General features: G+C 71.5%; 16 protein-coding genes and 1 tRNA gene. 8 read left to right on the forward strand and 9 right to left on the reverse strand.

Annotation, left to right across the window (positions count from 1 at the left end; all coding sequences use genetic code 11):
• Positions 1-21: 21 nt before the first annotated feature.
• Complete coding sequence (locus tag CR470_RS10020; RefSeq protein WP_097867219.1) at positions 22-498, forward strand: roadblock/LC7 domain-containing protein; 477 nt, start codon at positions 22-24, stop codon at positions 496-498.
• Positions 499-641: 143 nt separating this feature from the next.
• Positions 642-1,016 carry a hypothetical protein gene (locus CR470_RS10025; RefSeq protein ID WP_097867220.1) on the forward strand — a complete coding sequence of 125 codons (375 nt, stop codon included), beginning with the start codon at positions 642-644 and terminating at the stop codon, positions 1,014-1,016.
• 16 nt (positions 1,017-1,032) lie between these two features.
• Here CR470_RS10025 and CR470_RS10030 read toward each other — a convergent pair whose 3' ends face one another.
• Together CR470_RS10030 and CR470_RS10035 are read right to left on the reverse strand one after the other, a co-directional pair.
• Positions 1,033-1,572, reverse strand: coding sequence for a hypothetical protein (locus tag CR470_RS10030; protein WP_097867221.1), 540 nt, complete (start codon positions 1,570-1,572; stop codon positions 1,033-1,035).
• A gap of 147 nt (positions 1,573-1,719) precedes the next feature.
• A complete protein-coding gene (locus CR470_RS10035; protein ID WP_097867222.1) occupies positions 1,720-2,565 on the reverse strand; it encodes a MurR/RpiR family transcriptional regulator in 846 nt (281 codons plus the stop codon).
• A 205-nt stretch (positions 2,566-2,770) separates the two neighbouring features.
• Here CR470_RS10035 and CR470_RS10040 point away from each other — a divergent pair, with 205 nt between their 5' ends.
• Positions 2,771-3,187 (forward strand): hypothetical protein, encoded by a 417-nt coding sequence (locus tag CR470_RS10040; RefSeq protein WP_097867243.1) that lies wholly within the window; start codon positions 2,771-2,773, stop codon positions 3,185-3,187.
• A 357-nt stretch (positions 3,188-3,544) separates the two neighbouring features.
• Here CR470_RS10040 and CR470_RS10045 read toward each other — a convergent pair whose 3' ends face one another.
• A complete protein-coding gene (locus tag CR470_RS10045; protein WP_097867223.1) occupies positions 3,545-4,951 on the reverse strand; it encodes a cystathionine beta-synthase in 1,407 nt (468 codons plus the stop codon).
• Positions 4,952-5,110: 159 nt separating this feature from the next.
• Between CR470_RS10045 and CR470_RS10050 the strand changes: the two genes are divergently transcribed.
• The 3 genes from CR470_RS10050 (at position 5,111) to CR470_RS10060 (ending at position 8,776) form a co-directional block, all read left to right on the forward strand.
• A complete protein-coding gene (locus CR470_RS10050; protein ID WP_097867224.1) occupies positions 5,111-6,112 on the forward strand; it encodes an SGNH/GDSL hydrolase family protein in 1,002 nt (333 codons plus the stop codon).
• A gap of 211 nt (positions 6,113-6,323) precedes the next feature.
• The gene (locus CR470_RS10055) at positions 6,324-7,544 is read left to right on the forward strand and encodes an acetyl-CoA C-acetyltransferase (protein ID WP_097867225.1); all 1,221 of its coding nucleotides are present in this window, start codon (positions 6,324-6,326) and stop codon (positions 7,542-7,544) included.
• A gap of 365 nt (positions 7,545-7,909) precedes the next feature.
• Positions 7,910-8,776 carry a hypothetical protein gene (locus tag CR470_RS10060; protein ID WP_373561399.1) on the forward strand — a complete coding sequence of 289 codons (867 nt, stop codon included), beginning with the start codon at positions 7,910-7,912 and terminating at the stop codon, positions 8,774-8,776.
• A 45-nt stretch (positions 8,777-8,821) separates the two neighbouring features.
• Here CR470_RS10060 and CR470_RS10065 read toward each other — a convergent pair whose 3' ends face one another.
• From CR470_RS10065 to CR470_RS10075, 3 genes are all read right to left on the reverse strand, one after another.
• Positions 8,822-9,139 carry a hypothetical protein gene (locus tag CR470_RS10065; protein WP_097867227.1) on the reverse strand — a complete coding sequence of 106 codons (318 nt, stop codon included), beginning with the start codon at positions 9,137-9,139 and terminating at the stop codon, positions 8,822-8,824.
• 139 nt (positions 9,140-9,278) lie between these two features.
• On the reverse strand, positions 9,279-10,163 hold the full coding sequence (locus tag CR470_RS10070; RefSeq protein WP_097867228.1) for a Bax inhibitor-1/YccA family protein: 885 nt from the start codon (positions 10,161-10,163) through the stop codon (positions 9,279-9,281).
• A gap of 230 nt (positions 10,164-10,393) precedes the next feature.
• Positions 10,394-10,479: transfer RNA gene (locus tag CR470_RS10075), tRNA-Leu, on the reverse strand.
• A gap of 591 nt (positions 10,480-11,070) precedes the next feature.
• Here CR470_RS10075 and CR470_RS10080 point away from each other — a divergent pair.
• Positions 11,071-11,841 carry an ABC transporter ATP-binding protein gene (locus CR470_RS10080; protein WP_097867229.1) on the forward strand — a complete coding sequence of 257 codons (771 nt, stop codon included), beginning with the start codon at positions 11,071-11,073 and terminating at the stop codon, positions 11,839-11,841.
• A 121-nt stretch (positions 11,842-11,962) separates the two neighbouring features.
• The gene (locus tag CR470_RS10085) at positions 11,963-14,494 is read left to right on the forward strand and encodes an ABC transporter permease (protein ID WP_097867230.1); all 2,532 of its coding nucleotides are present in this window, start codon (positions 11,963-11,965) and stop codon (positions 14,492-14,494) included.
• A gap of 90 nt (positions 14,495-14,584) precedes the next feature.
• Here the strand turns inward: CR470_RS10085 and CR470_RS10090 are convergent, their stop codons facing one another.
• From CR470_RS10090 to CR470_RS10100, 3 genes are all read right to left on the reverse strand, one after another.
• The gene (locus tag CR470_RS10090) at positions 14,585-15,898 is read right to left on the reverse strand and encodes an SAM-dependent methyltransferase (protein WP_097867231.1); all 1,314 of its coding nucleotides are present in this window, start codon (positions 15,896-15,898) and stop codon (positions 14,585-14,587) included.
• A gap of 327 nt (positions 15,899-16,225) precedes the next feature.
• Complete coding sequence (locus tag CR470_RS10095) at positions 16,226-17,611, reverse strand: NAD(P)/FAD-dependent oxidoreductase (protein ID WP_097867232.1); 1,386 nt, start codon at positions 17,609-17,611, stop codon at positions 16,226-16,228.
• 387 nt (positions 17,612-17,998) lie between these two features.
• The gene (locus CR470_RS10100) at positions 17,999-19,006 is read right to left on the reverse strand and encodes a bile acid:sodium symporter (protein ID WP_097867233.1); all 1,008 of its coding nucleotides are present in this window, start codon (positions 19,004-19,006) and stop codon (positions 17,999-18,001) included.
• Positions 19,007-19,038 lie beyond the last annotated feature (32 nt).

Raw genomic sequence — 19,038 nt, forward strand, 5'->3', positions numbered from 1 at the left:
CGTGCCGGGAGGAGACAGCTGATGGTGCCCGAGGCCGAAGTCCGTGAGGTCCTCGACGAGCTCCAGCGGTTACGCGCCCGGGTCCCGCTGCTCTCCGGGGCGCTGGCCGCCTCCACCGACGGGCTGGTCCTGGCCCACGACACCCCGGGCATCGAGGCGGAGGGCGTCGCCGCGCTCACCGCGGCCGCACTCGGCGTCTCCATCCGGATGACCGAAGCCACCGGGCGGGGCGGCTTCCGCGAACTGCTGGTCCGTGGCGGCAACGGCTACATCGCCAGCTACGCCGCGGGCTCCTCCGCCGTCCTGACCCTGCTGGCCGAGGACCGCATCAACGTCGGCCGGCTTCATCTGGAGGGCCGCCGCGCGGGCACCCGTATCGGCGAACTGGTCGACGCCGCACTGGAACGCACGGAGCGCCCCGCCACCGTCGCCCGCCCCGCTCCCCCGCCCCCCGCCGCCGCGCCCGGGAGCCACGCCCTGCCGCAACGCCCCACGTAGACGGCCCCGTCCCCCCGCCCGTACCCGTCACCACCACCGGGACCCACGCCATCACGCAGAAGCCCGCGCACCGACCCGCACGGAAGCCACCACAGAAACGGATCCGGTCACCACGACCGGCCAGGGAAAGGAAACGAGCCTTCATGGCGAACACCGAAGCGGCACTGAAGGAAGCGATGAGCTCGATCGAGGGCACCACGGGTGTCGCCCTCGTCGACTACACGAGCGGGATGGCCCTGGGCACGCTCGGCGGCGGCAAGGACTTCAACCTGGAGGTCGCCGCCGCGGGCAACACCGACGTGGTCCGCGCCAAGCTCCGCACCATGGAGCATCTGGGCATCAAGGACGAGATCGAGGACATCCTGATCACGCTCGGCACCCAGTACCACCTGATCCGGCTGCTCAAGACCCGTGGCAACAGCGGCCTGTTCCTCTACCTGGTGCTGGACGCGAGCCGGGCGAACCTGGCGATGGCCCGTCACCAGCTGAAGAAGATCGAGGCGGACCTGGAGGTCTGACGCCCTGGGTCCGGTATCACCGGCGGCGACGCCGCGCTCCGCCCGGCGCGGCGTCCCCCGCCTCCGGACCCGTCGTCCGGTACGCCTTCACCCGCTTGCCCACCGGGCCCCCGTGCCCGGTCCAGTCGGTGCGCACCCAGTACAGGACGTCCTCACGGCGCTCCCGCTGTCCGAGGCGTACGGCCTTCAGCCACAGTCCCGTACCCGCGCCGGCGAGCAGCAGCCCGCCGGCCCCCGGCAGCGCGAACGAGGACGCCACCGCGACGACGAACGCCCCCAGCAGCCACCACCTGCGCGCGCGCCGCCACATCCGTACGGTCACGGCCCGGTCCTGGAGGAAGTCGCCCCGCCCGGCGCGGGAGGCGCTCCGGGCCAGTTCCGCGTACCGCTTGCCGCGCGCCAGGGCCACCACGGCGGCGGTGACGATGAAGAGCGCCGCTCCGGCCAGCAGCCCGATCCGACGCCCGGTCAGGCCCGGAACGAACGCCCCCGCCGCCGCGGCCACCAGGCCCGCCCACCACAGCGGCGCCGCCCCGGCCCGTACGGTCACGGCCACTCTCGCCAGCGACTGCCCTCCGCGTCCCACGTCCGTACCCCTCTCACTCCACGACGCCGCGACGCCGCGACGCTTCTGGGCGCGGAGATTAGCGGCCGCAGATGAGCGATACCTGAGAATCCGCGGAAGGGCCGGGCGCGGGGGCTCTCACTCCACGAACAGGCCGCGCGCCGCCGCCCGGGCGTCGAACTCCTCCAACCGGGCCTGTGCGTCGGGGAGTCCGTCGCACATCGCCTCCAGCAGCACCCGGCCGAGCAGCATCGGCGCGCAGACGGTGTCGAAGGAGAGCCCGGAGCCGATCGCCGCCGGGAGCAGCAGATCGCTGTGCTTGGCGACGGGCGCGAAGGCGGAGTCGGCGACCGTCACCACGGTCAGCCCCTGGTCCCGGGCGTACGCGAGCGCGTCCACACTCTCCTTGGAGTGGCGCGGCAGCGCGAAGCACATCAGGGCGGTGGCCCCGGCCCGGCGGGCGGAGTCGATCCGGTCGGGCAGCATGCTGCCGCCCTCGTCGAGGACCCGGACGTCGGGGTGCACCTTGGCGGCGAAGTAGCCGAAGCCGCGCGCCTGCGAGGAGGCGGCGCGCAGCCCCAGCACCGGCAACGGCCGGGAGGCGGCGAGCAGCCGGCCGGCCCGCTCGACGGGCGCGGGGTCGGCGAGCACGTCACAGAGGTGCTGGAGGTTCTCGATCTCGGCGCGGACGGCCTGCTGGTACTCGTTGTACGTCTCCCCCGCGTCCTCCTGCTCCCCGTCGGCGGGCGCGACCTCGCGCAGGTGCCTGCGCAGCGCCGGATAGCCGTCGAAGCCGAGAGCGACGGCGAAGCGGGTGACGGAGGGCTGGCTGACCCCGGCCAGCTCGGCCAGCTCGACGCTGGAGAGGAACGGCGCGTCGGCGGCCCGGCGGACCATGCAGTGCGCGATGCGCCGCTGGGTGGGTGTGAGCCGGTGGCCCTCGAAGAGCCGCTGCAACCGTGCGGCGGGGCTGCTCCCACTCATGCCTGTCCCCTTGCTGGATCCGTCGCGCCGCGACCGGCGCCGACCGTTCTATTCAGCCAGGAAGGTCGCTGTATGTCCATATGCAGGGGGTGGGCCGGGACGGCGCGGAGGGCGGGACGGGAGCGGTCGACAGGGGGGTTAACCCCACGGAACCTGGGGGCTAGCCCTACTGCCGGCGGGGGTGCGGCTCCGTACCGTGGTCGGTATGGAAGCCCGTGACCACGAGCTCAAGAAGGAGCTCGCCGCTACCCTCCAGGCCCGCGGCGAGCTGGGTGCGGAGTACGAGACCGCGCTCATCGACTCGTTCCTGGAGAAGGTCGAGCAGCGGCTCGACACCACGCTCGACCGCCGGGTCCGCCGTCAGCTCGCCGAGCAGCAGATGTCCGTCGCCCGGGGGGCGCGTCCGGCGGAGACGTGGAGCTTCGGGGAGCGGCACGGCCTGGGGATCGTCTCGCTGGTCCTGGCCATCCCGCTGTCCGCGATCGGCGTCGCGAACGCCGGGATCGAAGGACTGGTCGTGGCCTGGCTCGGCATCGTCGGCGTCAACGCGTTCCAGGCGGCGCGGGGTGGCGGTCTGTTCCGCCGCCGGGAGGAACGCGCGCCGTCCGACTGGAGGGACTGAGCACCGCCCGGATGACCGGGGCCGAGCCCCGCCCGGAGTATGTCGCGGGGACCGCCGCACCCCCGGTCACCCGGGGGGCGGGACGACGGCGGTCCCCGCGAGGGACGCGGTCCGGGTCAGGGCCGGTTGCCCGCGTCCGGGCGACGGTGGAGGTCCGGGAGCCGCTCCGTAGTCCGGTGTCGCCGTTCTGGGTGCCGGCGGGTTTCCCTGCCGACACCCACCAATGTGCCGGAGCCGTGTTAAGCGGGTGCTGCGCGGACGTGACGCGCTCGTACCGTTTGCGCGAAGGCCCGCCGCCGGACCCGGGGCTCCGGGTCCGGCCCGTCAGACCTCGGCCCGGACCCGGCCGCCGGGCCGTCAGGCCTTCGCCGTGCCCGCGTCCTTGGCGAGGAACGCCAGCAGGTCCTGCCTGCTCACCACGCCCTTGGGCTTGCCCTCGACGAGCACGATCGCCGCGTCGGAGCCGTCCGTGCCGCTGAGTACGGCCATCAGGTCCTCGACCGGTTCGCCGGAGCCGACCTGCGGCAGCGGAGCCGACATGTGCTTCTCCAGCGGGTCGGTCAGCGAGGCGCGCTGGGTGAACAGCGCGTCCAGCAGCTGGCGCTCCACGACGGATCCGATGACCTCGGCGGCCATCACGTCCGGGTGGCCGGCGCCCGGCTTCACGATCGGCATCTGGGAGACGCCGTACTCGCGGAGCACCTCGATGGCCTCGCCGACCGTCTCCTCCGGGTGCATGTGGACGAGGGAGGGCATCGGGCCCTCCTTGAAGTCCAGGACCGCGCCGACGTTGGCGGAGGCACCGGTGCTCTCCAGGAAGCCGTAGTCGGCCATCCACTCGTCGTTGAAGATTTTGCTCAGGTAGCCGCGCCCGCTGTCGGGGAGCAGCACCACGACGACGTCCTCGGGGCCGAGCCGCTTGGCGACCTCCAGGGCTCCGACGACCGCCATGCCGCAGGAGCCACCGACGAGCAGCCCCTCCTCCTTGGCGAGCCGCCGCGTCATCTGGAAGGAGTCCTTGTCGGACACCGCGACGATCTCGTCGGTGACGGTGCGGTCGTACGCGCTCGGCCAGAAGTCCTCGCCGACGCCCTCCACCAGATACGGCCGCCCGGAGCCGCCGGAGTAGACCGAGCCCTCCGGGTCCGCGCCGATGACCTGGACCGCGCCTTCGCTGACCTCCTTGAGGTAGCGCCCGGTGCCGCTGATCGTGCCGCCGGTGCCGACGCCCGCGACGAAGTGGGTGATCTTCCCCTCCGTCTGCTCCCACAGTTCGGGACCGGTGGTCTCGTAGTGCGAGCGCGGGTTGTTCGGGTTGGAGTACTGGTCGGGCTTCCAGGCGCCCGGCGTCTCGGTGACCAGCCGGTCGGAGACGTTGTAGTACGAGTCCGGGTGCTCGGGGTCAACGGCGGTGGGGCAGACAACGACCTCCGCGCCGTACGCGCGCAGCACGTTGATCTTGTCCGTGGAGACCTTGTCCGGGCAGACGAAGATGCACTTGTAGCCCTTCTGCTGGGCGACGATGGCGAGCCCGACACCGGTGTTGCCGCTGGTCGGCTCGACGATCGTGCCGCCGGGCTTCAGCTCGCCGCTCTGCTCGGCCGCCTCGATCATGCGCAGCGCGATGCGGTCCTTCACCGACCCGCCGGGGTTGAAGTACTCGACCTTGGCCAGGACCGTCGCCTGGATACCTGCCGTGACGTTGCGCAGCCTCACCAGCGGGGTGTTGCCGACAAGACTGATCATCGAATCGTGAAATTGCACCGTGTACTCCGGGATCTCCGAGATGGTCCGGCCCAGAGTATGCGCACGGGACGCACTCTGCGTACGGGAAGGAGTACAAGGAGCCCCTCGCGGGGCAAGTAGGTACGTGTACGGCTGTACGGCGAGGAGGAGGTGGACCGGACTGTGTCGACAGCGAGGGTGGCACGGCGGATCGCGGCGGGCGCGGCCTACGGCGGTGGCAGCATCGGGTTGATCGGTGCGGCCGCCGTGGGCGTGTTCCTGGCGGAGGTCCAGCTCGCGAAGAGGCAGGTGGGCGGCGGGACGGCTCCGGTCCCGCCGAGCGCCGACGGGCGGTACGGGGTGGCGTTCGCCGGGCCGAACGACGCGATGCGGCTCGGCATGCTCGGGGACTCCACGGCCGCCGGCCAGGGGGTGCGGCGGGCCGGGCACACCCCGGGTGCGCTGCTGGCCTCGGGGCTCGCGGCGGTGGCCGAGCGGCCGGTGGACCTGCGGAACGTGGCTCTGCCGGGGGCCCGGTCGGACGATCTGGAGCGGCAGGTGTCACTGCTGCTGGCGGATCCGGCACGCGTCCCGGACGTCTGCGTGATCATGATCGGGGCGAACGACGTCACCCACCGGATGCCCGCGACCCAGTCGGTGCGCTGTCTGACGACGGCGGTGCGCAGGCTGCGGACGGCGGGGGCGGAGGTGGTCGTCGGCACCTGCCCGGACCTGGGCACGATCGAGCCGGTCTACCAGCCGTTGCGCTGGCTGGCCCGGCGGGTGAGCCGGCAGCTGGCGGCCGCGCAGACGATCGGCGCGGTGGAGCAGGGCGGCCGCACGGTGTCGCTGGGCGATCTGCTGGGCCCCGAGTTCGCGGCGAATCCGCGCGAGCTGTTCGGCCCGGACAACTACCACCCCTCCGCCGAGGGCTATGCCACGGCGGCCATGGCGGTGCTGCCCACCCTGTGCGCGGTGCTGGGCCTGTGGCCGGAGACCGACCGGCTGGACGGCGCGCGACGCGAGGACATCCTGCCGGTGGCGAAGGCCGCCTCCCAGGCGGCCCGGGAGGCCGGTACGGAGGTCACGGGGGCGCGTGCTCCCTGGGCCCTCCTCAAGCACCGTCGGCGGCGGCGCCTGCCCGCCGCCACGGAGCCCACCCCGCATCCGCACCCGGACACCGCCCACGGGCACGCGTAGGGGCCGCCGGGGCCCCGCGGGGGCCTCGGCGGGTCCGGGGCGCCGCAGGACACCCGGCGGGGCCCGGCCGGGGCCCGGGCGCCACCTGAGCAAGCGCTTAGAAAAGAGTCCCGCATCACACGGCCTGCCGGGTGACCCCGGCGATACGTCCGGGTAACTTCCAGAGGAGTCCGCCCGTCCACACAGCCTTCCAGCCCCTTGGAGCCGCGTGATGCCCGAAGCCGTGATCGTCTCTGCCGCCCGTTCACCGATCGGCCGCGCCTTCAAGGGGTCTCTGAAGGACCTGCGCGCGGACGACCTGACCGCCACGATCATCCAGACCGCGCTGGCCAAGGTCCCCGAGCTGGACCCGAAGGACATCGACGACCTGATGCTGGGCTGCGGCCTGCCCGGCGGCGAGCAGGGCAACAACCTCGGCCGCGTCATCGCCGTACAGATGGGGATGGACCACCTTCCCGGCTGTACGGTCACCCGCTACTGCTCCTCCTCGCTGCAGACCAGCCGGATGGCGCTGCACGCGATCAAGGCGGGCGAGGGCGACGTCTTCATCTCGGCCGGCGTCGAGATGGTGTCCCGCTTCACCAAGGGCAACTCCGACAGCCTCCCGGACACGCACAACCCGCTGTTCGCCGAGGCCGAGGCCCGCACCGCCGCCCGCGCCGAGGAGTCCGGCGCGAGCTGGCACGACCCGCGCGAGGACGGCCTCGTGCCGGACGCGTACATCTCGATGGGGCAGACCGCGGAGAACCTGGCCCGGTCCAAGGGCGTCACCCGCCAGGAGATGGACGAGTTCGGCGTACGGTCGCAGAACCTCGCCGAGGAGGCCCTGAAGAACGGCTTCTGGGAGCGGGAGATCACCCCGGTCACCACCCCCGACGGCACCGTGGTCTCCAAGGACGACGGCCCGCGCGCGGGCGTCACCATGGAGGGCGTGCAGGGTCTGAAGCCGGTCTTCCGCCCCGACGGCCTGGTCACCGCGGCCAACTGCTGCCCGCTCAACGACGGTGCCGCGGCGCTGGTGATCATGTCCGACACCAAGGCGCGCGAGCTGGGCCTGACCCCGCTGGCCCGGATCGTCTCCACCGGCGTGTCCGGCCTCTCCCCCGAGATCATGGGGTACGGCCCGGTCGAGGCCAGCAAGCAGGCGCTGAAGCGGGCCGGTCTGACCATCGACGACATCGACCTCGCCGAGATCAACGAGGCGTTCGCCGCCCAGGTCATCCCCTCCTACCGGGACCTCGGCCTGCCGCTGGACAAGGTCAACGTCAACGGCGGCGCGATCGCCGTCGGCCACCCCTTCGGCATGACCGGCGCCCGCATCACCGGCACGCTGATCAACAGCCTCCGGTTCCACGACAAGCAGTGGGGCCTGGAGACGATGTGCGTGGGCGGCGGCCAGGGCATGGCGATGGTGATCGAGCGGCTGAGCTGAGCCGCAGCGGAGGGTAGGGGTCGGCTGAGGAACGAAGGCGGCACCTGCCCGCAGCGGAGGCGAAGCCCAGCGCGACCACCGGTACGGGCGGCTGGGCTGAGGCCTGCGAGGCCCCCTCGCCTCCCGCGCGGCGGGGGTTTCGAACCCCACCGAGCTCCGACCGTGACCGAATCTCCCCCAGGATGTGATCTGCGTCCCGGGGGAGAGTCGTTTTCGCAGGTCACCGCCGATATGGGGCTAAACATCGGACCGAAAGACCTGTCCATTTCGTGACGTAATGCACTGACAGCACGTACCGGTACAGGCCAAGCTGATGTAGGAAGTCGGGGGTATCGATAGAAACCGGGAGTATGTCAGTGAGCGCCATGTCATTTGCCCTGTTGCTGACCACCGCCGCTGCCACGGCCGTCGGCGCCGCCGCACTGCACGCCGCTCACGGGCTGCGCAAGCAGGTCGCGGCGCTGCGCACGGAGCTGGCCGCCGGCCACGCTCTCCGTGCTTCCGTGCCACCACAGAGCCGCAGTACGGCCACTCCCGCCGAGGAGATACGCGCGGCCGTCGCCGAAGCGCTCGCCGAGGAGCGCGAACGCGAGCTGGCCGAGGCGCGCGCCTTCTGGGCCGCCCAGGAAGCCCGTGACGCCGCCGACGCCCCGTCCTTGCTGGGCGGCCTGTCCGGCCTCGGCGACGACGCCCCGTACTACCTGCCCCGGCAGGCCGACTTCGCCGGTCTGGAGTCGATGGACCTCGAAGCGGCCGAGGCGATGGAGGAGCTCGCGGAGCTGAGCGAGCGGACCCTCGCGGAGCACGAGATCGGCGAGCTGACCGACCTTCCGGAGATCACGGAGTTCCCCGAGGACTCCCCCGAGCTGGCCGCCGCCCGCCGCCGCCACCCCTCGCACCCGGACTTCATCCCCGTACAGGCACCGGTGGTCACCGACCACGAGCGCACCGTGAACCGGCTCGACGAGCTGGCCGGCACCGCGACCGAGCTGACCGACGTGCGGCCCGGCCCGCTGGGCACGCTCGACGTGTACGTCTTCGCCGACGGCACCACGCTCTGCATGACCCCCGGTCACCGCGAGACCGCCGAGCGCCTCGCCGACGCCCTGCGGGCGGGCCGGCAGCCGGTACTGCTGGGCGGCTCGGGCGTCTCGGGCGCCTACGCGCTGACCTTCTCCTGCGGCGAGGACAACGTGTACATCCTCGCCGACCGCGTCATCGCCTCGTTCTGACCGGGGTCCGCTCCGTACCACCCCGGTCCGCCGGGCGCGGGCCGCTCACGCGAAAGCCCGCGCCGCCGCTTCCCCGACATACCGCACGGCCTCGTCCAGCTCCTGGGACGGGGCCGCTTCCAGTGCCACGGCCAGGTCCCGCCCGGCGACGGCGAGTTGGTCGCCCACGGCGAACATCCCGGCGTCCGGCATCTCACGCGGCTCGGCGTCCGGGTTCTCCAGACGCTGGGCCCGGGCACCGAGTTCGCGGGCCGCGGCCAGCGCCTCGGCGGCCGCACCGCGCTGGAGGCGGCTCTGCGGGGCCGCGCGCAGCCGATCGGCGAAATGGTCCACGGCCAGGATGAGGGGCGTCGTATCGAGCACCCGGCCGACCCTACGCGGCCCTCCCGCACGGTTGCCAACGCCCCGGGGCACGGAACGCGGAACGGCCCGCAGGCGCGATGCCTGCGGGCCGTTCCGGTGGTGCGCGTACCGCGGGGTGCTACCCGTGCTCCGCGGTCGGTCAGTCGTCGCCGCTGAGGATCGCGACCAGGCGCAGCATCTCGATGTAGATCCACACCAGGGTCACGGTGAGGCCGAAGGCCGCCAGCCAGGACTCCTCGCGCGGGGCGCCGTACGCGATGCCGTCCTCGACCTGCTTGAAGTTCAGGGCGAGGATGCACGCGCCGATGACGATGGCCACGATGCCGAAGATGACGCCGAGCGCGCCGCTGCGGAAGCCGAGGCCGTCACCGCCGCCGAACACGGCGAACAGGAGGTTGACCATCATCAGCAGCGTGAAGCCGATGGCGGCCGCCATCACGAATCCGTAGAAGCGGCGCGTGACCCGGATCAGTCCGGTGCGGTAGGCGATCAGCACACCGGCGAAGACCGCCATGGTGCCGATCACCGCCTGCATCGCGGCGCCGGGAGCCCAGTAGACACTGACGATGTTGCTGATGACGCCGAGGAAGACACCCTCGAACGCCGCGTACGTCAGGATCAGCGGCGGCGAGGGCCGGCGCTTGAACGAGTTCACCAGCGACAGCACGAAGCCGATGATCGCGGCGCCGATGGCGACGCCGATCGCCGTGCCGACGTTCTCCTTGTCGACCGGCAGCGTCCACCAGGCGGCGGTCGCGGCGACGATCACGGTGCCGAGCGTCATCGCCGTACGCGTCACCACGTCGTCGATGGTCATCACGTCGGGACGGGCGGGCGCCTGCGGGGCGCCCTGGATGTCCGTCTGCGCGTAGGGGTTGGTGGCGTACGGGTTGGCGGCGGTGCCCTGCGCGTACGGGTTGGCACCCGTCGCGGTGGCCCCGGCCTGCGGCGTCGCGTTGAAGCCCGCGTGGCCGTTGTCGCGGCTGAACCCCCGTCGCGAGAAGACCGGGTTGCTGCTCCTCATCTCACTCCTCCATGGCCACACTGCGTGGCCTTGCCACAAGGGTAATGGGTAGGCAAAAGAATCACCCTAGTGCCAGGGGAGGATCTTTGCGGCGGGCTGCGACGAGGCACTCGGAGAGCCCGGAAGGACGGTCGCGCGAGGCCGGGATCACGGGACGTCGGGTGGCGGGGCTCACAGAACCGGACGCCGGTCACGGTCTGGGCCGTCCGGGTCACGCACGGTGCGGCGCGTGGTGCCCGGAGCCGGACTCGAACCGGCACGCCCCCGAGGGGCAGCGAGGTTTAAGCTCGCCGTGTCTACGTTCCACCATCCGGGCGTGCCGCGCGGCTCCGCGTTTGGCTACCGACCCTATCCGGGGACGTCCCTCGATCAGCGGAACAGTGGCGCGATGTTGTCTTATTTTATTGACCGCTTGAGGGACCGTCAGGACATCTGGCCGGGCTGGCCGCACGCCTCCGGCCGATCATGAGCGGTCCGCGCACCGCGCGGGAATGACGGAAAGTCGCCGCACTCGTACGGCCCAACGCGCCAGGTCCGCGCCAGGCTTCGCCAGGGCGTCCGCCACCCCCTCGGGTCCGGCACCGCTCCCGCACCGCTCCGGCCCCGGGTCCGGCACCGCTCCGGGAGGGCCGGCCAGCCGCCGGGACCGCTCCCCGCCCGCGACCCCGCGTACTCACGGTGGGTGACCACGAAGCGGTGGCCACGACTCCGGTCAGGGTCGGTGTCATACCCGAGGAGGATGGATCCACGCCCTCGATGCGACTCAAGACGGCCACGGGAACGGGCATCGGGAGTGACGACCGGGGCCGATCGGGACGTGACGATGGAGTAAGTCCCCGAGGCATGGCGCCAGCGCCCGCCTCAGCACGGCCCATGCGTCCGCGTCACCCGAACCAGGAGCGTCCCTGTGACCACCACCCCCACCGTTCACCGCGCCACCGCGGTGGCTGCCCGCGCCACGGAGCTGTCGAAGGTCTACGGCGAGGGCGAGACACAGGTCGTCGCCCTGGACCGGGTGACCGTGGACTTCCCGCAGGGCGAGTTCACCGCGATCATGGGCCCCTCGGGCTCCGGCAAGTCGACGCTGATGCACTGCGTCGCCGGCCTCGACAGCTTCAGCAGCGGTTCGGTGCGCATCGGCGAGACCGAGCTGTCCACGCTGAAGGACAAGCAGCTCACGCAGTTGCGCCGGGACAAGATCGGCTTCATCTTCCAGGCGTTCAACCTGCTGCCGACGCTCACCGCGCTGGAGAACATCACCCTGCCGATGGACATCGCGGGCCGTAAGCCGGACGCCGCGTGGCTCCAGAAGGTGATCGACATGGTCGGGCTCTCGGACCGGCTGAAGCACCGCCCGACCGAGCTCTCCGGCGGTCAGCAGCAGCGTGTCGCCGTGGCCCGCGCCCTGGCCTCGCAGCCCGAGATCATCTTCGGTGACGAGCCGACCGGAAACCTGGACTCCCGCTCCGGCGCGGAGGTCCTCGGCTTCCTGCGCAACTCGGTGCGCGAGCTGGGCCAGACCGTGGTGATGGTGACGCACGACCCGGTCGCCGCCTCCTACGCGGACCGGGTCATCTTCCTCGCGGACGGCGCGGTCGTCGACCAGATGATGCACCCGACCGCCGACGGGGTCCTCGACCGGATGAAGGCGTTCGACGCGAAGGGCCGCACGAGCTGACGCCGTCGGCGGCCGGCCGACACGGCCGCCGCACCGGCCGACACGGGCGCCCGCCGTACCCCGGCCGCCGCCCCCGCGCGTCCCCGTCCCCCTTCCGGAACCCATCCCAGGACACACAGACATGTTCCGTACCGCCCTGCGCAATGTGCTCGCGCACAAGGCCAGGCTGCTGATGACCGTGCTCGCCGTCATGCTCGGCGTAGCGTTCGTCTCCGGCACCCTGGTCTTCACCGACACCCTCGGCAACGCCTTCAGCAAGCAGTCCGCCAAGAGCTACGACAACGTCGCCGTCTCCGTGGAGACGTTCGCCGGCGACGACGAGAAGACCTACGGCATCGACGAGGCCACCCTGGAGAAGATCCGGGGCCTGGACGGCGTGGCCTCCGCCACCGGCCGGGTCAACGGCTTCGCAGGGGTCGCCGACCCCGACGGCAAGCTGATCGGCAACGGCTGGTCCAACACCGGTGCCAACTTCGCCCCCGGCAAGGACGGCAAGGACGCGAGCTACGTCTTCACCGACGGCTCGGGCCCGGCGAAGAACGGCTCGGTCGCGCTCGACAAGGACACCGCGAGCAAGGGCAAGTACCGCGTCGGCGACCCGGTGCGGGTTGCCACCAACGGCCCGGTGAAGGAGTACACGCTCTCGGGGATCTTCACCACCGAGGACGGCGCGGTCAACGCGGGCGGCAGCCTCGTGCTGTTCGACACCCCGACCGCCCAGAAGCTCTACCTGAAGCCCGGCGTCTTCCAGAACGCCACCGTCTCCGCCGCGGGCGGAGTCTCCGACCAGAAGCTGCTGGACGCCATCGAGCCCCTGCTGCCGGAGGACGCCACCGCGCAGACCGGCAAGGCGCTGGCGGACCGGCAGGCGAAGGACATCGAGAACGGGATGGCCGGCCTCAACGGCATGCTGCTGGCGTTCGCCGGCATCGCGCTGTTCGTCGGTATCTTCCTCATCGCCAACACCTTCACCATGCTGATCGCCCAGCGGACCCGTGAGCTGGCCCTGATGCGGGCCATCGGAGCCACCCGCCGTCAGGTCAAGCGCTCGGTGCTGATGGAAGCGGCGGTCGTCGGCACGCTCGCCTCCGTCATCGGCTTCGCCCTCGGTCTCGGCCTCGCCACCGGACTGCGCTCCGCGATGGGCCTCCTGGGCGGCAAGATCCCCGCCGGGCCGCTGGTCGTCTCGCCGACGGCCGTCCTCTCCGCCTTCGCGGTCGGCATCCTGATCACGGTGCTGGCCGCCTGGCTGCCCGCCCGCCGGGCCGCGAAGATCGCCCCGGTGGCCGCGATGAGCAGCGTGCACGCCACCGCCTCCACCAAGTCCCTGGTCGTACGGAACTCCATCGGCGGCGTGATCGCCCTCCTCGGCGCCGCGGGGATCGTCGGCGGCGCGGCGGCCGGCGGCACGTCCGGCCGGCAGTTGGTCGCGGGCGGCGCGTTCTTCGCCCTGATCGGCGTCATCATCCTGATCCCGCTGCTCTCGCGCCCGGTCATCGCGCTGGTCCGGCCGCTGCTGAAGAAGCTGTTCGGCGTCTCCGGGAAGCTGGCCTCGCAGAACGCGGTCCGCAACCCGCGGCGTACCGGAGCCACCGCCTCCGCGCTGGCCATCGGGCTGACCCTGGTCACCGGCATCTCGGTGCTCGGCGTCACGCTCGGCCAGGCCATCGACAAGATGACCACGGACAACATCAAGGCCGACTACATGGTCTCGATGGCCAGCGGCGACGCGCTCGACGAGTCCGCGCTCAAGGCCCTCGCGAAGGCCGACGGCGTCTCCGCGCTCTCGCCGCAGCAGGCGACCTGGTTCGAGGTCGACGGTGGGGGCTACTCGGCCTCAGGCGTCACCCCGGGCGACGTGGAGAAGGTCTTCTCGCTGACGACCCTCTCCGGTTCGCTCGGCTCGCTCAAGGACGGGCAGGTCGCGGTCGGCTCCAAGACCGCCAAGTCCCACGGCTGGAAGACCGGCGACACCCTCCCGGTGACGTTCGACGACGAGAAGAAGGGCGAGGTGACGGTCGGGGCGCTCTACGAGGAGAACGAGTTCCTCTCGCCCTTCCTCATCCCGAAGGAGCTCGCGGACAAGCACAGCGCGTCGTCCCGCCCCGACATCCGCGAGATCTGGATCAAGGCGGACGGCGGCGCGAGCAAGGCCAACGAGCAGGCGATCGTGGACGCGCTCGGCGACAACCCGGCGATGAGCGTCATGGACCGGCAGGACATCCGTGACATGTTCGGCGGCTTCATCAACACCGCCCTGAACATCATGTACGGGCTGCTCGCCATGGCCCTGCTGATCGCTGTCCTCGGAGTCGTCAACACCCTCGCGATGTCGGTGTTCGAGCGGCAGCAGGAGATCGGCATGCTCCGTGCGATCGGCCTCGACCGGGGCCGCGTCAAGCGGATGATCCGTCTGGAGGCCGTCGTCATCTCGCTCTTCGGCGCGGTGATCGGGGTCGGCCTCGGGGTCTTCCTCGGCTGGGCGATCGGCCAGACCCTGTCCGCCGACATCCCCGGCTACGCCCTGGTCATCCCGTGGGACCGGCTCGGCCTCTTCCTGCTCCTCGCCGGCCTGGTGGGCGTCCTCGCCTCGCTGTGGCCCGCGCGCAGCGCCGCGAAGCTCAACATGCTGACGGCGATCAAGACCGAGTAGCCCGCGCCCGGGGCGTGGGGGCGACGAGGGGCCGGTGCACCGCTGGAGAGCGGTGCACCGGCCCCTCACCCGTTGACGTACGCGTACGGGTCAGGCGCCCCCGCCCTCGGCGGGCTCCGTCCAGGTGCGGGCGCGCAGCGGCATCCGGGAGCCGCCGCCGTCCGTCGGGCGTACCGCGAGGATCTGGTTGACGCCGATCTTGTTGTGCTCGAAGGAGAGCGCCGAGGCGGCCATGTACAGCCGCCAGACCCTGGCCCGGCCCGGTGATGTGGCGCGTACCGCCCGCTCCCAGTGCTGCTCCAGGTTGGCCACCCACCGGCGCAGGGTCAGCGCGTAGTGCTCGCGCAGTGCCTCGACGTCCCGGGCCTCGAAGCCGGCCTCCTCCAGGGTGGCCAGGGTGCGGCCGAGCGGGGCCAGTTCGCCGTCGGGGAAGACGTAGGCGTCGATGAACGCGTCGATGCGGTAGGCGTCCTCGTCCTTCTCGGGGCGGCGGGCGATCTGGTGGTTCAGGAGTCGGCCGCCGGGCTTCAGGAGGGCGTAGAGGTCGTCCGCGTACTCCCGGTAGCGGACCGATCCGACGTGCTCGGCCATGCCGATCGAGGAGATCGCGTCGTACGGGCCGTCGCGGACGTCCCGGTAGTCCTGGACGCGGATCTCGATCCGGTCGGTCAGGCCCTCCTCGGCGATGCGCTTGCGGGCGTGGGCCGCCTGCTCCTGGGAGAGGGTGATGCCGGTGACCTGCGCCCCGTACGTACGGGCGGCGTGGATGGCCATGGAGCCCCAGCCGCAGCCGACGTCCAGGAGCCGCTCGCCCTCCTTCAGGCCGAGCTTGCGGGAGACCAGGTCGAGCTTGTCGCGCTGGGCGTCCTCCAGGCTCTCCCCGTCCTGCCAGTAGGCGCAGGAGTAGACCATGGAGGGGCCGAGCACCAGGGCGTAGAAGTCGTTTCCGACGTCGTAGTGGTGGCTGATGGCCTCCTTGTCGCGGCGTCTGGTGTGCAGCGGGCCGGTGCGGCGGCGCACTTCCTCGGCGGGCGGGGCCGGCGGCGGCCAGGGGCCCGCGAGGTCGAGGAGGCCGCGGGCGAAGGCGCGGACCTTGGGGTCGCGGACCGGGTGGACGGAATCCTTGGCGTCGGCGCCCCGGTCCCAGAGCAGCCCGGCCAGCTCGCCGAGCGCTTCGTACAGGTCGCCCTCGATATCGATCTCCCCGGCCACCCAGGCGCGGGCCAGGCCCAGCTCGCCCGGCTTCCACAGGAGCCGGCGCAGAGCGCGGCGGTGGCGGATCACGAGGACCGGGGCGCCGGGCGGCCCCGATTCGCTGCCGTCCCAGGCCCGGATACGGACCGGCAGGGGTTCCGAGAGCAACTCCTCGGCAAGAGCGGTCAGCCGCGACGCGGCGTCTGCCATGGCGCACACCTCCGTGGTGTTTCCCCGACAAGCACGACAAGCACAGGCAACAGACATGCTCGTAGCCCCGCCGCGACACCCCGGTGCCGTGGCGAGGTACACCTGCGTCAACTGTCCTCGCACACTCCGTCATTCCGCTACCGGGCAACGAAACGGCAAAAAGCATGTATGCGCCACCCATACGGGCGGAAACCGGCCACGGCCCGCCGTCGGCCCCGGTCCGGGACCGCACCCGGATACGCCGAAGGGGCCGTCCGCACCACGGATGGCGGACGGCCCCTTCGGGCGTCGTACGGCGCGCCCCCCTCGGAGCGCTTCACCGGGGGGTCAGGAGGCCTTGGCCTTCTCGCCCTCGGGCTTGGCGGCGGCCGGAGCCGGGGCCGGCTTGGCGGCCTCGTAGAACTCCTCGCGCGGCGTCTCCATGGCGCCGAGCGAGACGACCTCGCGCTTGAGGAACATCGCCAGCGTCCAGTCGGCGAAGACCCGGATCTTGCGGTTCCAGGTCGGCATGGCCATGCCGTGGTAGCCGCGGTGCATGTACCAGGCGAGACGGCCCTTGAGCTTGATCTTCACCTTGCCCATGACGATCATCGCGACGCCCTTGTGCAGGCCGAGACCGGCGACGGCGCCCTTGTTGGCGTGGCTGTACTCCTTCTGCGGGAAGCCCCGCATGCCGGAGATCACGTTGTCGCCGAGCACCTTCGCCTGACGCAGCGCGTGCTGGGCGTTGGGCGGGCACCAGGCGTTCGGGTTGCCGGCGCGGCGGCCGACCATGTCCGGCACCTGGGCGTTGTCGCCCGCGGCCCAGATGTAGTCGCTGCCCTGCACCTGGAGCTTCTCCGAGGTGTCCACGTGACCGCGGGGGCCGAGCGGCAGGCCGAAGCGCGCCAGCGCCGGGTTCGGCTTCACACCGGCGGTCCACACGATGGTGCTGGAGTCGACCTCCAGGCCGTTCTTCAGCACCACGTGGCCGTCGACGCAGGAGTCCATCGAGGTGGAGAGGTAGATCTCCACACCGCGGCTCTCCAGGTGCTCCTTGCCGTAGGCGCCCAGCTTCGGGCCGACCTCGGGAAGGATCTTGTCGGCGGCGTCGACGAGGATGAAGCGCATGTCCTCGCGCTTCACGTTGGTGTAGTACTTCGCCGCGTCGCGGGCCATGTCCTCGACCTCGCCGATGGTCTCCGCGCCGGCGAAGCCGCCGCCCACGAAGACGAACGTCAGCGCCTTGCGGCGGACGTCCTCGTCGGTCGTGGAGTCAGCCTTGTCCAGCTGCTCCAGGACGTGGTTGCGCAGGCCGATGGACTCCTCGATGCCCTTCATGCCGATGCCCTGCTCGGCGAGGCCGGGGATCGGGAAGGTACGGGAGACCGCGCCCATCGCGATGACCAGGTAGTCGAAGGGCAGCTCGTAGGCCTCGCCGACGATCGGCGCGACCGTGGCGACCTTGCGGTCCTGATCGATGGTCGTGACACGACCGGTGAGAACCTCAGCCTTGGGCAGCACACGTCGCAGCGGGACGACGACATGCCGAGGCGAGATGCTGCCGGCAGCAGCTTCGGGGAGGAAGGGCTGGTAGGTCATGTACGACCGCGGGTCGACGACCGTGACGGTCGCCTCCCCGTATCGCATCTTCTTCAGAATGCGACGAGCTGCGTACAGGCCTACGTACCCACCGCCTACAACGAGGATCCTGGGACGCTCCGTGGTGCTCATGCCATCGAGTATCCACCCCGCCCCAGGGGGGTGCTCGTGAGCCCCTTCACAAGGATTGGCCGACCCTCTGCTACACTTCGCCGCCCACGTGACCCAGGTCATGGGCACGAAAGGGAACCACAGCACTGCGGGAAACGTTGTTCACCGCTTGTGAGCTGGCCCTTGACCCTTCGGGAGGTGCGGACCACCCCTCCCCTTCATGCGGACGCAACGCTCCCGGAACCCGCGCGCGACACCTCCGCGCACCCTCCCGGGCGCCCCGTTCGAGCCTGACGGGCCCCAACAACGACCAACAGGGCCCCATTCCTTGTGAAGAAGTTCACGAAGTTTCTCGCGGCGCGGCTCCGAAGGGGACCCCCGGGCGGTCCGGAGTGACCGGATCGGGGCTCAACGGTGCAGGTGACGGCGCGAAGGAGCGGGCAGCAGGCGGGGGACGGCCCGGACGCAGAGCACCATCCCGACGACCTCGACCAGGGTCTGCGTGACCACCACGACGGCCGCGACGGCGTACGCGTCCGGCAGGGACAGGGCGAGCGGCAGAACGACCAGGGAGTTACGGGTCGCCCCGCTGAAGACCACGGCCCGCCCGCCGGGCACGTCGAGCCGGAAGAGCCGGGCGACCGCCTTCCCCGCGAAGGCCATCACCACCAGGAACGCCGCGTAGAAGGGGACCACCGCGGCGACGTCGGTGAGGTTGCCTCCCAGCTCCGGCACCTGGGAGGCGACGACGACCAGCAGGGTCGCGGCCATCAGCGGCACCATCGTCGTGGACGCCGCGCCGGACACCCGGCGCCCGCTCTCCCGCCGCCCCGCCCAGAACTGGAGCGCCCAGGCGAGCGCGAGCGGCACGACGACCAGAAGGACGAACGCCTCCAGGAACGGCCCCGCCTCCACGAGGTCGGCGAGCCCGGAGCCGAGGAACGCGTACAGGAGGAGCGGCAGCAGCGCCATCTGTGCGACCAGCAGCAGCGGGGTCGCGGCGAGCAGCCGGCGGGCCGAGCCGCCGGCGAGACCGCTGAAGACGATCACGTAGTCGACGCACGGGCAGAGCAGCACGAGCAGCACTCCGAGGCGTACCGCCCGGTCGGCGGGCAGGAAGGAGAACATCGCGGCGACGACGACCGGCACGACGACAAAGTTCACCACCAGCGCGGCGGACAGGAACCGGCCGTCGCGCAGCGAGCGCAGCAGCTCGGCCGCCGGGACCTGAAGGAAGGTCACGAAGAGCAGTGCGCCCAGGACCGGGTTGACGAGGTGTTCGAGACCCGGTCCCGCGGAGGGGGCGGCCAGCCCGAGGAGGGCGCCGAGGGCCATCGCGGCGAGGTAGATCACCACCTGGTGGTGTTCCATCCGCTCGACGGCCCCGCGCGGGGCGCGCGTCGCCTCCTGAGCCATCCGTCGCTTCCCCTCCCGGAACCTGCCGGCCC

The sequence above is a fragment of the Streptomyces sp. rh34 genome (genome assembly GCF_002551245.1).
GTDB lineage: Bacteria > Actinomycetota > Actinomycetes > Streptomycetales > Streptomycetaceae > Streptomyces.

Coding starts and splice junctions, on each gene's coding strand:
- CR470_RS10095 (WP_097867232.1), bottom strand. CDS start 17,611: ATGAGCACCACGGAGCGTCCCAGGATCCTCGTTGTAGGCGGTGGGTAC.
- CR470_RS10085 (WP_097867230.1), top strand. CDS start 11,963: ATGTTCCGTACCGCCCTGCGCAATGTGCTCGCGCACAAGGCCAGGCTG.
- CR470_RS10100 (WP_097867233.1), bottom strand. CDS start 19,006: ATGGCTCAGGAGGCGACGCGCGCCCCGCGCGGGGCCGTCGAGCGGATG.
- CR470_RS10025 (WP_097867220.1), top strand. CDS start 642: ATGGCGAACACCGAAGCGGCACTGAAGGAAGCGATGAGCTCGATCGAG.
- CR470_RS10060 (WP_373561399.1), top strand. CDS start 7,910: ATGTCATTTGCCCTGTTGCTGACCACCGCCGCTGCCACGGCCGTCGGC.
- CR470_RS10040 (WP_097867243.1), top strand. CDS start 2,771: ATGGAAGCCCGTGACCACGAGCTCAAGAAGGAGCTCGCCGCTACCCTC.
- CR470_RS10070 (WP_097867228.1), bottom strand. CDS start 10,163: ATGAGGAGCAGCAACCCGGTCTTCTCGCGACGGGGGTTCAGCCGCGAC.
- CR470_RS10020 (WP_097867219.1), top strand. CDS start 22: ATGGTGCCCGAGGCCGAAGTCCGTGAGGTCCTCGACGAGCTCCAGCGG.
- CR470_RS10090 (WP_097867231.1), bottom strand. CDS start 15,898: ATGGCAGACGCCGCGTCGCGGCTGACCGCTCTTGCCGAGGAGTTGCTC.
- CR470_RS10035 (WP_097867222.1), bottom strand. CDS start 2,565: ATGAGTGGGAGCAGCCCCGCCGCACGGTTGCAGCGGCTCTTCGAGGGC.
- CR470_RS10055 (WP_097867225.1), top strand. CDS start 6,324: ATGCCCGAAGCCGTGATCGTCTCTGCCGCCCGTTCACCGATCGGCCGC.